Below are 14217 nucleotides of genomic sequence, written 5' to 3' on the forward strand. Positions count from 1 at the left end.
CGTTCGGCGGATCGTCGGCGACGCTGGAGGCACACGGCGCTCGACCGGGGCGACGGGGTCGACGGGCCGACGGGGCCGACGGGGCCGCGCGGATGTTCGAGCGGGAATCTCCGCAGGCCGCGGGATGTTGCCCAGTCCGCCGGACCGGACGATCCGGGCCGCCCCGGCCCGCCCCGAACCCACCCGGGTCGGAAACGCCGTGGCGGCCACTCGACGAAATGGTTAGCATCCCTAAATATGCCTGAGACTCACGGATCCACGGTGGAGCAATCCCCGAGCGGCCCACCGGCCCCCGGCCCGACGATGCCGGAGGTCTCCGCCAACGAGCCCGCCGCCGGGGCGGACGCCACCGACGCGCGCACCGAGCCCGCCGGCTGGCTGCGCCGCCTGGTCGGGTACAGCTGGCGGTCCCGCCGCAGCCTGCTGCTCGCCTTCGGGGCCTCGCTGCTCGGCATGGCCGTCACCGCGCTGGTGCCGCTGGTCACCAAGCTGATCATCGACGACGTCATCGTCGCCCACACCCGTTCGCTGGCCCCCTGGGCGGTGGTGCTGCTGCTGGCCGCCGTGGTGGTCTTCGGGTGCACCCAGGTCCGCCGCTACTACGGCGGCCGGCTCGCCCTCGACGTCCAGCACGACCTGCGCAGTGACCTGTTCCGCTCGCTCGGCCGACTCGACGGCCACCGCCAGGACCGGCTGGACACCGGCCAGGTGGTCGGGCGTGCGACCTCCGACCTCCAGCTGGTCAACGGCCTGCTCTCGATGGTGCCGATGATGACCGGCTACCTGCTGATGTTCGCCATGTCGCTGGTCGTGATGGTCTGGCTGTCCCCGCCGCTCACCCTGGTCGCCCTGGTCATGGCGCCCGCGCTGTGGTGGGTCTCCGCGTTCAGCCGCAAGCGCCTGTTCCCCTCCACCTGGGCCGCCCAGCAGGAGGCGGCCGCCGTCGCGGGCGTGGTGGACGGCGCGATCGGCGGCGTTCGGGTGGTCAAGGGCTTCGGCCAGGAGGCCCAGGAGCTGGACAAGCTGGAGCAGGCCTCCCACAACCTGTTCGCGGCCCGGCTGCGTTCGATCCGGCTCAACGCGCGCTACAACCCGGCGATGCAGGCCGTTCCGGCCCTCGCCCAGGTCGCCGTCCTGGCCTTCGGCGGCTGGCTGGCGGTGGAGGGCCAGGTTTCGCTCGGGACCTTCGTCGCCTTCTCGACCTACGTCGCGCAGATGACCGGCCCGGTGCGGATGCTGACCATGATCATCACGGTCGGCCAGCAGGCCCGGGCGGGCGTGGAACGCGTCCTGCAGCTGATCGACGAGCGCCCGCTGGTCCAGGAACGCCCGGACGCGCTGACCCTGGACTTCACGCGGGACGCCACTGCGCCGGACGGCCCCGGACAGGACACCACCCCCGGGGGCGCCGCCCCGCACGGCACCGCCGTCGGCCCCCGGAACCCCGACGTCGCCCTGGAGTTCGACCAGGTCGAGTTCCGCTACGACCCCGAGCACCCCGTCCCCGTCCTGCACGGCCTCAGCCTGCGGCTGGCCCCCGGCGAGACCCTCGCCGTGGTCGGTGCCTCCGGCTCCGGCAAGTCGACGGTGGCCCAGCTGGTGCCGCGCTTCTACGACCCGGCCGCCGGCAGCGTCCGGCTCTACGGCCACGACCTGCGCGACCTCACCCTGGACTCGGTCCGCGCCACCGTCGGCATCGTCCCCGAGGAGAGCTTCCTCTTCTCCGAGTCGGTCCGCACCAACATCGCCTACGGCCGTCCGGACGCCACGGACGAGCAGGTCGTCGCCGCCGCGCGCGCCGCCCAGGCCGACGAGTTCGTCCGCGCGCTCCCGGACGGGTACGAGACCAAGGTCGGCGAGCAGGGCCTGACCCTCTCCGGCGGCCAGCGCCAGCGGATCGCCCTGGCCCGGGCGATCCTCACCGACCCCCGGATCCTGCTGCTGGACGACGCCACCTCGGCGGTGGACCCGCAGGTCGAGGCGGAGATCCACGACGCGCTGCGCTCGGTGATGACCGGCCGCACCACGCTGCTGATCGCCCACCGGCGCTCGACCCTCCAGCTCGCCGACCGGATCGCCGTCCTGGACCACGGCCGGCTGCTGGACATCGGGACGCACGAGGAACTCGACGCCCGATGTCCCCGGTACCGGGCCCTGATCACCGACCCCGAGGCGGGCCGCACCGCCGAGCCCGCCTCCTCCGCGACGCCGACCGGCACCCCGGTCGCGGCGCCCGCCACAGCCGCGGCCACAGCCCCGGCCGCAGCACCGACCGCAGCACCAACGGCAGCCCCGGCCGAACCGCAGGCCTCCCCGGCCACCGGGCAGACAGCCACCCCGGACCCGAACGCCCCCGGCCTCCCCGCGCCCGCCCTGGCCACCCCGGCCCTGGCCAAGGCCGCCCGCACCGCCGACGCCGACCTGCTCGCCCAGGTCGCGTCCCTGCCGCCTGCCACCGACACCCCGGCCGTCCCGCGCGCCGAGGCCGAGGCCGGCGACCCCGACTTCGCCCTGAGCCGCCTGCTGCGCCCCTTCCGGGTCCCGCTGCTGATCGCCCTCCTGCTGGTCGCCCTGGACGCGGCGGCCGGCCTGGTCCTGCCGGTGCTGATCCGGCACGGCATCGACGAGGGCGTCCGCAAGGGCCTGATGTCCGGCGTCGCGGTGGCCTCGCTCACCGCGCTGGTCGTGGTGCTGCTGGACTGGGTGGTGCAGGGCGCCGAGAACCGGATCAGCGGACGCACCGGCGAGCGGGTCCTCTACACGCTCCGGCTCAAGATCTTCGCCCACCTCAACCGGCTCGGCCTGGACTACTACGAGCGCGAGCTGACCGGGCGGATCATGACCCGGATGACCACCGACCTGGACTCGCTGACGTCCTTCCTGCAGACCGGCATGGTCACCGCCGTGGTCAGCCTGCTGACCTTCGCCGGGATCTTCGCGGCCCTGCTGATCATCGACGCCGGCCTGGCCCTGGTGGTCTTCGCCGTGCTGCCGCTGCTGGTGATCGCGACCCTGGTGTTCCGCAGGAAGTCCAAGGACCAGTACGAGCGCTCCCGCGACCTGATCAGCACCGTCAACGCCGACCTGCAGGAGAACGTGGCCGGCATGCGGATCGTCCAGGCCTTCCGCCGCCTGGACACCAACACCGACCGCTTCGTGGCCCGCGGCGTCGCCTACCGCGAGGCCCGGGTCCGCGCGCAGCTGTACATCTCGCTGTACTTCCCGTTCGTCCAGTTCCTCTCCAGCGTGGCCGCCGCGCTGGTGCTGATCGTCGGCGCCGCCCGGGTCGACGCCGGGACGCTGACGGTCGGCGCGCTGGTCGCCTACCTGCTCTACATCGACCTGTTCTTCGCGCCGGTCAACCAGCTGTCCCAGGTCTTCGACGGCTACCAGCAGGCCTCGGTGGGCCTCGGCCGGATCCGCGAGCTGCTGCGCACCCCGACCACGACGGCCGCGGCGGCCGACCCGGTCCCGGTGCCCAAGGGGCTGCGCGGCGAGATCGACTTCGAGGGGGTCGGCTTCGCCTACAACGGTGGCGCGGACGGCGCCCCGACCGTGCTGACCGACGTGAACCTGCACATCCCGGCCGGGCAGACGGTGGCGCTGGTCGGCGAGACCGGCGCCGGGAAGTCGACGCTGGTGAAGCTGGTCGCCCGGTTCTACGACGCGACCGAGGGCACCGTCCGGGTGGACGGGGTCGACCTCACCCGCTACGACCTGGCGCAGTACCGCCACCGCCTGGGCGTGGTGCCGCAGGAGGCCTACCTGTTCGCGGGCACGGTCCGCGAGGCGATCGCGTACGGGCGTCCGGGCGCCTCGGCGGCGGAGGTGGAGGCGGCGGCCCGGGCGGTCGGCGCGCACGACATGATCGTCCGGCTGTCGGGCGGCTACGACCACGAGGTGGCCGGCCGCGGCCGCAACCTCTCGGCGGGCCAGCGCCAGCTGATCGCCCTGGCCCGGGCCGAACTGGTCGACCCGGACGTGCTGCTGCTCGACGAGGCCACCGCGGCGCTCGACCTGGCCACCGAGGCGGCGGTCAACCACGCCGCGGACCGGCTCAGCGGCGGTCGCACCACCCTGGTCATCGCCCACCGCCTGACCACCGCCGAACGCGCCGACCGGGTGATCGTGCTGGACCACGGCCGGGTGGTCGAGGACGGCACCCACACCGAACTGCTCGCCCGGGGCGGCACGTACGCCCGGCTCTGGCAGGCGTTCATCGCGGACGGCCACCCGGCGGCCGAGACCGTCCCCGCCGGGTAGCGCGTGGCCGACCCGTCCCGGCGCGCGGTCGAACCGTCCCGGCAGGTAGCCGCGCCGGCGGGCAGCCGGGCCGGGTGGGCGGCCCGTCCGGGAGCTCCGCGCCGCTTCCGGGGACGCCCCGTTCGGAAGCCGCCCGGCGGCCCGTCCCGCGACGGGCCGTCAGACGGTGATGAGCGAGGTCAGCAGCCCCGACGGGTCGATCCCGCGCGGCAGCTCGCTCACCTGTCCGTCGCCCACCTCGACCACCCGCCAGCCGGAGCCGTCGGCCCGGCTGGCGAGGTCGGTGGTGACGAAGCGGCAGCCGAGCGCCCGGACCAGCGCCCGGACCTCGGTGAGGTCGGGCTCGACGCTCCGGTGCGGGGCGTCCGGGTGCGGTCCGACCAGGACCGGCCGGCCGTCCAGCCACCACACCCGGGCCTCCACGGCCCGCTCGCCCGCACCCGGCCCGGCGTTCCCGCCGTTCCCGGTGCGCTCCGCGCTGCCACGGGTGCCCTCCACGCCGCCGTCGACGCGTTCGAACTCCTCGAACCGCCGCAGCACCACCCCGCCGGCCAGGAACTCGCCCTGCAGCTCGACGAACCGCTCCACCACCCGTCCGACGGCCGCCAGGTCGGCCAACTCGGCTACGTAGCAGGCCTCGTGCCACTCGTGCTTGCGTGACTTCACGTAGTCCTTGACGATCGCCGGGCCGCTCCCGCCGAGCCGGGCCGCGGCCGCCGCCAGTTCCTCCGGCCCGGGCGCCACCGGTCCGTCGGACGGGATCCACACGCTGTCCGGCGTCGCCCCCTCGAACACGCCGTACCAGCCCGGCAGTTCGTGCGCCGCCGCGTAACCGGGCGCGCTGGTCAGCAGGTTGCCGCCGCGCGCGGTGAGCGCGGCCGCGAAGTCCGCGTAGCGGGCGGAGGGGAGCATCCAGCCCCGGTACCAGAGCGGGCCGCTGTCCCGCGGCACCCACCGGACCGCCTCCCCGGCCCGTCCGGCGAGCAGCGCGTCGTGGTCGACCAGGTGGTGCTCCCCGCCCGACTCCCGCAGCAGCCGGGCCTCCCAGGCGAAGTGCGGATCGGGCCGGCGCGGGTTGAGCGGATCGGCGGGGAGGATGATCGCTGGTACGGACATGGCCGTCAGGGTACGGCGGGCGGGCGGACGGGTCCGGCGCCCGCGCCGGGCGGCGCGGAACGCCCGGTCGCCGGACCGGACGGACGAATCCGCTCGACGCCCCCGACGGCCGCTGCGAGAGTGATCCGATGCGAAATCCGATGCGCGGTCTGCTGAGCCCCCGCAAACGCGTGCCCCGCCAGGCCGCCCGTACGGTCGTCCTGGACGGGGACGGCTCGGTGTTCCTGTTCCGTTCGAAGAACGACGAGGTCGGCGTCCACTGGACCCCGCCGGGCGGAGGCCTGGAGGCGGGCGAGTCCCCGTGGGAAGGCGCGCGGCGCGAACTGTGGGAGGAGACCGGCTGGACCGACCTCGAACCCGGCCCGCTGCTCTGCACCTGGGAACACGACTTCACCTGGCACGGCACCCCGGTCCGCCAGCACGAGCACGTCTACCTCACCGGCGGACCGCACCGCGGCCCGGTCGGCGACGTCAGCGCCGTGCACGCCGTCGACCGGATCCTCGACTGGCGCTGGTGGACCCCGGCCGACCTCGCCGACGAGAACGCCGACGCGCTCTGGCCGCCCCGGCTTCCGGAACTGCTGGACGCCGTCCGCTCCGGCTGGGCAGCGGACGGGAACCCTCCCGTACCCGTCGACCTCGGGTACGTCCCGAACGCCCCGGTGGTCCGCTGACCTCCGGCGGCGGGCACCGGCCGGGCCCGAGACGGGCCCGGTCCGCCGCCGTGCCCGGGCCCGAGACGTGCCCGCCGACCGTACCGGGACCGGACGAGGCCGGGCCGGACCGGGCCGGACAGAGCCTAGGGCCGCCCGCCGCGTCGACCCCGTGCGGCCGGGCAGGGCTCCCAGCCGTGCAGTTCCAGCTCCCGGTCGTGCAGCGCGCCGGGGTTCATCAGCACCGTCAGCCGGGTGCCGGCGAGCTGCTCGATGCCGAGCCCGGTCGCGGAGATCAGCTGTTCGGTCGACACCGAGACGGCGATGGCGGGGCGCCAGGAGGGCAGCACCACCAGGCTGGTGCCGCGACCGACCCGGATCGGCTCGGCCACCACCCGGACCGGCATCCGCTCCCCCGGCCGGCCGACGGCCTCGGGCTGGCCGGGGCTGCCGCCGATCAGGATGCCGAGCGGCGGTTCGGCGTGCGGGGCGTCGGCGTGCGGGGCGTCGGCGCCCAGGGCGGTCGCGTCCCCGGCGCCGAACGGAGCCCGGTCCGCCGCCGTGCCCGCCGCTCCGACGGGTTGACCCGTCCACGGGGAGGCCGCACGCAGGGGCGCCCCGGCCGGGCCGGTCGCGGCCGTCTCCCGTGCGGTCGCCCCCTGCCCGTCCGGGGCGGTCAGCGGGTGCATCCGCCGCAGCCGGCGCGAGGGCGACGGCCGCCGGTACGCCGGGGGCCACAGGTCATCGCGCGCCGGACGCTGCGCCGACGCGGCGAGACCGTCCTCCGGCCCGGACGGCTGCGCGGAGACCGACGGGAACCGGACGAACCCGACCTCGCCCGTGGTCCCGAGTCCGCCCACGGCCCGGATCTCCGGCTCCGCGCCGTCCACTGCCCCGGTCGCGGTCGCGGTCGCGGTCGCGGTCGCGGTGACGGTTCCGGTCTCGGGGTCGTGAACGGGGGCGGCCGCGGGTGTGGGCGCGGCGGTCCGGCCTCCGGTCGCCTCGCCGAGCAGCACCCGAACCTCGGCTACCGGTCGACGGCACGCCGCCGCCAGCTCGGCGATCGAACGGCCCTGGGCGCGTGCGGCCCGCAGCCGCTCGGCGAACGCCGAGCGCAGGCGTGCCGCGGTCGGATCGCCGTCCGTGGGCGTGGGGGCCGTCGTGGTGGCCTTCGCCGGAACGGCGGGCAGGTACGCGTCGTCCCGGCTGCGCGGCCGGGGCACCGAGTCGAGGCGGTAGGCGGAGCCCTGACGGACCGCCCCCTCGGAGGGTCCGGCGGTGACTGCGCCGCCCTCGGTGACGGTCGCGATCGAGCACGTCGGACCGGTCGCGGCGGCCGCTCCGGGCACGGCGGCCGGGGGTGAGGACCCGGCGTCGTCCCCGGGCGGGCCGGGCAGGGACGGGTCGGTTGCGGTGGGGTGGAGCGAGGTCATCGGCGGGCCCTTCGGGGGACGGTCCCGACGATCCTCCCGCACGGCGCGACCAGCTCCAAGCGCCGGACCCGGCGGTGGGCGGGAGAGGCCCGCGGAGATCACCGGGAGACCGTCCGCGGACCACTGCGGGACCGCCGAAGCGTCGCGGCCCGTCTTCCGCCCCCTGCCGGCGGCGCCCGGTCAGTTCGCGGGTGCGACGAACCCCTTGAGGTCGGAGAGCACCGCGTTCGCCGCCATGACGCCGAGCCCGAGGAACCAGGTCTCGTCCGAAACCGGCCGGGCCTGACCGGACTTGACCGCTCCGAGGGTCTTCCAGAGCGCCCCGCCCAGCACCGCGTCCTGGTTGGTCGAGCCGGGGCTGCCGTACACGCCGTAGAAGACCCAGTCGGCGTCGGCCTTGTCGATCTGCTCCGGGCTGACCTCCACCGCGAGCTCCTTGACCTGTTCGATCGTGGGCTGCGGCAGCGGTACGTCGGTGAGGATGGTGCCGATGAAGGAGAGTTCGGCGTAGAGCCGGGTGCGGTCCGGCATGAAGCGCAGCGGCGTGATGGTGGGCCGCTTGTCGCCGAGCGCGGCGCCGATCGCGGTGGCCGCCGCCCGGTACGCGTCGAGCTGCGCCCGGGCCTCGGTCTCCAGGCCGAACGGGCTCGCGTTGAGCAGGAAGTTCTCCTTCCAGGGGTAGCCGGGGCGCAGCGAGAAGACGGTCGGCGCGATCTTGGACAGCTGCGCGTACTGGTCCTGGGCGCGCAGTCGGCTGCCGAGGATCAGGTCCGGCTTGAGCGCCGCGATCGCCTCCAGGTTGAGGCTGTTGATGGTGCCGACGGCGGCCGGGGTGCCGGCCTTGTCCTTGAGGTAGGAGGGCATGGACTTGGAACCGTCGGTGTGGACGACGCCGACCGGCCGGATGCCGAGCGAGACGACGTTGTCGAGTTCGCCGGTGTCCAGCACCACGACCCGGGTGGGCCTCGCCGGGATGACGGTCTCGCCCATCGCGTGCCTGACGGTGCGCGGGTAGACGCCGGGGGCGGCGTCGGTGCCGAAAGCCTTCATCTTCTCGATCACCGTGGCGTAGTCGTCGCCGCCCTGCTTGACCGACTTCTGGTCGGGCGTGGACCCGCCACTCGCAGCCGAGCCGCCGGAGCCGCCCGATCCGCCCGAACCGCCCGATCCGCCCGAACCGCCCGCTCCGCCGCAGGCGGTGAGCAGGCCGCCGAGGCCGAGCACCGCTCCGCCGGCGATCCCTGCGGTGAGGAACCTGCGACGGCTGGGGCTGCGGGGGGCGAGGGCCAGGCCGTCGGGGGTGGGGGCCACGCGACGCTCCTTCACGGTCGAGTCGGATCGAAGTTAGGTGAGGCAAACCTATCTTGCCGTCGATCGGGCGCTCCCGTCGGGGGAGTCCAGGAGAGGGCCCAGGGGGGGCTCAGGGGAAAGCAAAGGTCATCGGCAGTGCATAAAATCACCAAGAGTTGGTCTATTCAACATTCCGTGTCCGCACTTAGAGTGCGCTGGTGTTTGATCAGCAGCTCTCAGAGCACACGAGCAGCGGCCGGGCAATGGCGCCCGGAGCTCCGCAGGGTGCCCCGGTCAGTGGCACCAGTGGTGGAGTCCCCGACCCGGGGACGGCCGGGGGAGCGGGGGACAAGGGCCTACGGGGCGGTTCCGTGGGCCTGCTGGGCAGTGCGGTGCTGGGCGTCTCGACCGTCGCCCCGGTCTACTGCCTGACCGCGACGCTCGGTCCGACCGTCACCGCGGTCGGCGTCCGGATGCCCGCGGTGTTCCTGGCGGGCTTCCTGCCGATGCTGCTCGTCGCGTTCGCCTACAAGGAGCTGAACAAGGACTTCCCGGACTGCGGAACGTCCTTCACCTGGACGGTCAAGGCCTTCGGCCCCCGGGTCGGCTGGATGGCCGGCTGGGGACTGACCGTCGCGACCATCATCGTGCTCTCCAACCTGGCCGGGGTGGCGACCGACTTCCTCTACCTGATGCTCGGCGAGATGACCGGCAGCGACCGGGTCGCCGGCCTCGACGGGAACCAGGCCGTCCACTTGCTGACCGTGGTCCTGCTGATCGCCGGCGCCACCGCGATGAGCTACCGGGGGATGACCGCCACCAAGTGGTTCCAGTACGGCCTGGTGGGACTCCAGCTGGCCGTGCTGCTGCTCTTCTCGGGGATCGCCGTCGGCAAGGCCACCGCCGGCGACCTGCCCGATTCGATCGGCTTCTCCTTCTCCTGGCTCGACCCGTTCCAGGTCGGCTCGTTCAGCGCGTTCACGGCCGGGCTGTCGCTGTCGATCTTCATGTACTGGGGCTGGGACACCTGCCTGACCATGAACGAGGAGACCCTCGGCAGTGCCAAGACCCCCGGCCGGGCCGCGATGGTCACCATGGTCGCCCTGGTCGGCTCGTACCTGCTGGTCGCGATCGCCGCCCAGATGTTCGCGGGCGTCGGCACCACCGGCAACGGCCTCGGCAACCCGGGGACCGCCGACAACGTCTTCGCCGCGCTCGCCCGTCCGGTGCTCGGATCGCCGTGGAGCATCCTGCTCTTCCTGGCCGTGGTGGCCAGCGCGGCCGCCAGCCTGCAGACCACCTTCATCCCGGTGGCCCGGACCCTGCTCGCGATGAGCGCCTACCGCGCCGTGCCGCCGCGCTTCGGCGCCGTCCACCCGCGCTTCCGCACCCCCGGCTACGCCACCGTCGCGGCCGGCGTCGCCACCGCCGTCTTCTACGTCGGCATGAGCCTGATCAGCGAGAACGTCGTCCAGGACACCATCCTGGCGCTCGGCCTGATGATCTGCTTCTACTACGCGCTGACCGCCTTCGCCTGCGTCTGGTACTTCCGCCGCTCGCTGCGCACCGGCCTGCGCGACCTGGTGCTCAAGGGCATCGCCCCGTTCCTGGGCGGCGTGCTGCTCAGCGGGGTCTTCCTGCAGACCCTCACCGACGCCTGGGCCCCCGACTACGGCAGCGGCGCCGTCCTCGGCATCGGCTCGGTGTTCGTCATCGGCGTCGGCATCCTGCTGCTCGGCGCCGTGCTGATGACCTGCTACGCCCTGGTGCGGCCGGAGTTCTTCCGGGGCGAGACGCTGCGCAAGGAAACCCCCGCGCTGGTGGCGGACTGACGCTACGCTTGGGCCCATGAAGCGCTTCGTGGGCCTGAACTGGTGGCCGTCCTAGGACGGCCACCAGCACTCGCCTGACCAGGGCCGTCCGGGATGGACGGCCCTGTTGTGTTTCCCGCTCCCGCGGGACGGGCCCTCGCCCGGACGGCCGCCACCACCGCCGTACCGAGGAGAAACCCGTGACCGCCGAGACCGTCGCCACCGCCACCGCCATTGCCACCGACCTTGCTGCCGCGGCCACCACCGGCCCCGCGTCCGCCACCACCGGTCCCGCGTCCGCGCCCGACCTCATCGACGACCCGACCGCCCACCGCGTCCTCACCGGGGACCGCCCCACCGGCCCGCTCCACCTCGGCCACTACTTCGGGACCCTGCGCAACCGCGTCCGGCTGCAGGACCAGGGCGTCGGGATGTTCGTCGTGGTCGCCGACTACCAGGTCATCACCGACCGCGACATCGCCGACCGGCTCGCCGAGCACACCGAGGGCCTCGTCCTCGACTACCTCGCAGCCGGTCTCGACCCCGAACGGGCCACGATCTTCGCGCACAGCGCCGTCCCCGCCCTCAACCAACTGCTGCTGCCCCTCCTCAGCCTGGTCAGCGTCGCCGAGCTGAACCGCAACCCCACCGTCAAGGACGAGATCGCGCACTCCCGCCAGTCCGCCGTCAACGGGCTGATGTTCACCTACCCCGTCCACCAGGCCGCCGACATCCTCTTCTGCAAGGCCGACCTCGTCCCCGTCGGCCAGGACCAGCTGCCCCACCTCGAAGTCGCCCGCACCGTTGCCCGACGCTTCAACGAGCGCTACCCGCACGCCGACGGCACCGCCGTCTTCCCCCGCCCGCAGGCGCTGCTGTCCGACGCCCCCATGCTGCTCGGCACCGACGGCGGCAAGATGAGCAAGAGCCGGGGCAACGCCATCACCCTCGGCGCCGGCGAGGACGAGACCGCGCAGATCATCCGCGGCGCCAGGACGGACGCCGACCGCCACATCGACTACGACCCGGTCCGCCGTCCCGAGGTGGCCAACCTCGTCCTGCTCGCCGCGCTCTGCCAGGACCGCGCCCCCGAAGCCGTTGCCGAGGAGATCGGTGCCGGCGGGGCCGCCGCACTCAAGCGCGTCGTCATCGACTCCGTCAACGAGCACCTCCGCCCGCTGCGCGCCCGCCGTGCCGAACTCGCCGCCGACCGCGGCCACCTGCGGCAGGTCCTGCGCGACGGCGCCGAGCGCGCCAACGCCGTCGCCGACGCCACCCTGACGGAGGTGAGGGACGTGATGGGCGCCGTGATCTGAAGAGCACTCACCCCGGCGAGGCCCCGCCGGACCGGGCCGGACCGCACGCAGACCCCGCCCCGCCCCGGAGACATCGGCCGGTTGACACGGGGCATATCGTCACCGGGCGGCCGCGACCACACCGCGGCCGCCCACACCCCGCTCCCGCGCCCGAAAGGCGGCCCGGCCCATGGACCAGCACCCGACCACACCCGGCCAGGGGCTGACCCGCCCGCCGCACCTGCGCCCCGGCGACCACATCGCCGTTGTCGCCACCAGCGGCCCGATCGAACCCGAACGCCTCACCGCCGGCTGCGCGATCCTCCGCTCCTGGGGCTTGCGCGTCACCGTCGCCCCGCACGTCCTCGACACCCACCCCGCCCTCGGCTACCTCGCCGGCACCGACGCCGACCGCGCCGCCGACCTCCGGAACGCCTGGCTCGACCCCACCGTCGACGCCGTCATCTGCGCCCGCGGCGGCTACGGCGTGCACCGCATGGTCGACCTGATCGACTGGACGGCGATGCGCGCCGCCGCACCCAAACCCTTCATCGGCTTCAGCGACGTCAGCTCCCTGCACGAGGCCTTCGCCCAGCGCCTCGGCCTCGCCACGTTGTACGGGCCGCTGGCCGCCGGGGCCTCCTTCATCTCCGACGGGCCCACCGCCGAGCACCTGCGCCGCACCCTCTTCGACCCCGCCGCCACCACGGTCCTCACCTCGCCCACCGCCGCCCCACTCGTCGGCGGCCGGGCCCGCGGCATCACCGCCGGAGGATGCACCCACGTCCTCGCCGCGGAGCGCGGCACCCCCGCCGCCCGGCCCTCGTTCGCGGGCAGCATCCTGGTGCTCGAAGACGTGAACGAACACCCCTACCAGCTCGACCGCCTCCTCACCCAGTTCCTGCGCTCCGGCGCCCTCGACGGCGTGGCCGGCATCGCCCTCGGCTCCTGGGAGGGCTGCGGACGGCCCGACCGGGTCCGCGAGGTGATGCTCGACCGGCTCGGCGGGCTCGGCATACCGGTGCTCTGGGAACTGGGCTTCGGACACTGCCCGTCCACCCTCACCGTCCCGCTGGGCGTCCCCGCCGTGCTCGACGCCGACGCCGGCACGCTCACCCTCGAGCTGCCCGCACTGGCCGAACGGCCCCACTGAGCGAATGGCCCCATTGGCCGAACGGCCCCACTGAGCGAACGGCCGCTCCGGCCGTCGGGCGACCGAAGGCCCCGCTTCGCGAACCCCCGGTGAGTAGGGTGCGGCCATGAACGAGGACCGTCTCACCGCCCTAGCCCTCGGCTTCCTCCGCGGCCCGGGCAGCAACGCCCGTACGATCCTCGGACTTGCCGGCCCGCCCGGCGCCGGCAAGTCCACCCTGGCCCGCCGCCTGGTCGCCGAGGTCGAGCGCGCCGAAGGACCCGGCACCGCCGCCTACGTCCCGCTCGACGGCTTCCACCTCTCCGGAGCCCAGCTCGACCGCCTCGGCCTGACCCACCGCAAGGGCGCCCCGGCCACCTTCGACGCCCACGGCTACGTCGCCCTGCTGCGCCGCATCGCCGCCGACCGTTTCCAGGACATCTACGTCCCGGACTTCGACCGCACCCTGGACGAACCGGTCGCCGCCCGACACGTGGTCCGCCCGCACACCCGCCTCGTCATCACCGAGGGCAACTACCTCGCCTCCTCCGACACCCCCTGGCCGGACGCTCGCCGACTGCTGCGCGAACTCTGGTACGTCCACACCGACGACGCCGTCCGCGAGGAGCGCCTACTCGGCCGCCACCGCGACGGCGGCCGTGACGAAGCCACCGCCCGCCACTGGGTCACCGGCAACGACCACCCCAACGGCGAGTACGTGAAGCCGGGCCGGGCCGTCTGCACCCGGACCGTCCCCGGGGCCGGTTTGCCTCCGGCACCGGACAGGGGTAGTGTTTCCTAGTCGCTCGGCAGGGAGCACCGGACACGCATCAGCGCGGACGGTCCCGGGGCGGCCAATCCTCTGAAACACCACTTCCCAGGTTCGGGCTGGGTTGCGTTCGCATTTCTGCGTCGTGGCTCGGTTCCTGTTTGGCGTGTTCGTTTTATCGGATTGCGGCGGATTCGCTTTTCGGAGTACGGATCGGCTAGAGTTTGAAACGTCGGACAGGGCGTCAAGCCCCGGAAGACACCGGCGAGTTGGATGAACGAAGCCCCGGAAACGGAGCGGAAAACATCTGATAAGCTGGAAACACGAAAGAACGAAGCCCGGAGGGCCTGCTGGAAGGCAGTCCGAAGGAAGCGTCCGTTCCTTGAGAACTCAACAGCGTGCCAAAAGTCAACGCCAGATATGTTGACATCCCCGGCCTCAGGATTTCCTGGGGT

Annotated in this window: 10 protein-coding genes; 6 read left to right on the forward strand and 4 right to left on the reverse strand. The window is 73.7% G+C overall.

The genetic code is table 11. The annotated features are described in order from the left end of the window. Window positions 1-303 precede the first annotated feature (303 nt). Window positions 304-4263 carry an ABC transporter ATP-binding protein gene (locus tag ACFV04_RS26240; RefSeq protein WP_380532847.1) on the forward strand — a complete coding sequence of 1320 codons (3960 nt, stop codon included), beginning with the start codon at window positions 304-306 and terminating at the stop codon, window positions 4261-4263. 159 nt (window positions 4264-4422) lie between these two features. On the opposite strand, the gene ACFV04_RS26245 is transcribed toward ACFV04_RS26240, so the two are convergent. Next, on the reverse strand, window positions 4423-5379 hold the full coding sequence (locus tag ACFV04_RS26245) for an ATP-grasp domain-containing protein (protein WP_380532829.1): 957 nt from the start codon (window positions 5377-5379) through the stop codon (window positions 4423-4425). Window positions 5380-5507: 128 nt separating this feature from the next. Here ACFV04_RS26245 and ACFV04_RS26250 point away from each other — a divergent pair, with 128 nt between their 5' ends. Next, entirely contained in the window at window positions 5508-6053 is a 546-nt protein-coding gene (locus ACFV04_RS26250) for an NUDIX domain-containing protein (protein WP_360253147.1), read from the forward strand. A gap of 125 nt (window positions 6054-6178) precedes the next feature. Here the strand turns inward: ACFV04_RS26250 and ACFV04_RS26255 are convergent, their stop codons facing one another. Next, window positions 6179-7465: a hypothetical protein gene (locus ACFV04_RS26255; RefSeq protein ID WP_380532832.1), complete on the reverse strand. Its 1287-nt coding sequence runs from the start codon at window positions 7463-7465 to the stop codon at window positions 6179-6181. Window positions 7466-7645: 180 nt separating this feature from the next. Then, window positions 7646-8776, reverse strand: coding sequence for an ABC transporter substrate-binding protein (locus ACFV04_RS26260; RefSeq protein ID WP_380532835.1), 1131 nt, complete (start codon window positions 8774-8776; stop codon window positions 7646-7648). 242 nt (window positions 8777-9018) lie between these two features. On the opposite strand from ACFV04_RS26260, the gene ACFV04_RS26265 reads away from it, so the two are divergent. The 4 genes from ACFV04_RS26265 to ACFV04_RS26280 all read left to right on the forward strand — a co-directional run bounded on the left by ACFV04_RS26265 (window position 9019) and on the right by ACFV04_RS26280 (window position 13795). After that, window positions 9019-10587, forward strand: a complete 1569-nt coding sequence (locus ACFV04_RS26265) for an APC family permease (RefSeq protein WP_380532850.1) — start codon at window positions 9019-9021, stop codon at window positions 10585-10587. A 290-nt stretch (window positions 10588-10877) separates the two neighbouring features. Further along, window positions 10878-11882 (forward strand): tryptophan--tRNA ligase, encoded by a 1005-nt coding sequence (gene trpS / locus ACFV04_RS26270; protein ID WP_380348386.1) that lies wholly within the window; start codon window positions 10878-10880, stop codon window positions 11880-11882. Window positions 11883-12051: 169 nt separating this feature from the next. Next, complete coding sequence (locus ACFV04_RS26275) at window positions 12052-13014, forward strand: LD-carboxypeptidase (protein ID WP_380532838.1); 963 nt, start codon at window positions 12052-12054, stop codon at window positions 13012-13014. A 106-nt stretch (window positions 13015-13120) separates the two neighbouring features. After that, window positions 13121-13795, forward strand: a complete 675-nt coding sequence (locus ACFV04_RS26280) for a nucleoside/nucleotide kinase family protein (RefSeq protein WP_380532841.1) — start codon at window positions 13121-13123, stop codon at window positions 13793-13795. Window positions 13796-14006: 211 nt separating this feature from the next. On the opposite strand, the gene ACFV04_RS26285 is transcribed toward ACFV04_RS26280, so the two are convergent. Then, the coding region (locus tag ACFV04_RS26285; protein ID WP_380532844.1) for a hypothetical protein at window positions 14007-14217 on the reverse strand (211 nt) is incomplete at its 5' end.

Source organism: Kitasatospora sp. NPDC059599, assembly GCF_042735125.1.
GTDB lineage: Bacteria > Actinomycetota > Actinomycetes > Streptomycetales > Streptomycetaceae > Kitasatospora.

Excerpts from the sequence above, each read along its gene's own strand:
- ACFV04_RS26280 (WP_380532841.1), top strand. The coding sequence starts at position 13,121 with ATGAACGAGGACCGTCTCACCGCCCTAGCCCTCGGCTTCCTCCGCGGC.
- ACFV04_RS26255 (WP_380532832.1), bottom strand. The coding sequence starts at position 7,465 with ATGACCTCGCTCCACCCCACCGCAACCGACCCGTCCCTGCCCGGCCCG.
- ACFV04_RS26265 (WP_380532850.1), top strand. The coding sequence starts at position 9,019 with ATGGCGCCCGGAGCTCCGCAGGGTGCCCCGGTCAGTGGCACCAGTGGT.
- ACFV04_RS26245 (WP_380532829.1), bottom strand. The coding sequence starts at position 5,379 with ATGTCCGTACCAGCGATCATCCTCCCCGCCGATCCGCTCAACCCGCGC.
- ACFV04_RS26250 (WP_360253147.1), top strand. The coding sequence starts at position 5,508 with ATGCGAAATCCGATGCGCGGTCTGCTGAGCCCCCGCAAACGCGTGCCC.
- ACFV04_RS26275 (WP_380532838.1), top strand. The coding sequence starts at position 12,052 with ATGGACCAGCACCCGACCACACCCGGCCAGGGGCTGACCCGCCCGCCG.
- ACFV04_RS26240 (WP_380532847.1), top strand. The coding sequence starts at position 304 with ATGCCGGAGGTCTCCGCCAACGAGCCCGCCGCCGGGGCGGACGCCACC.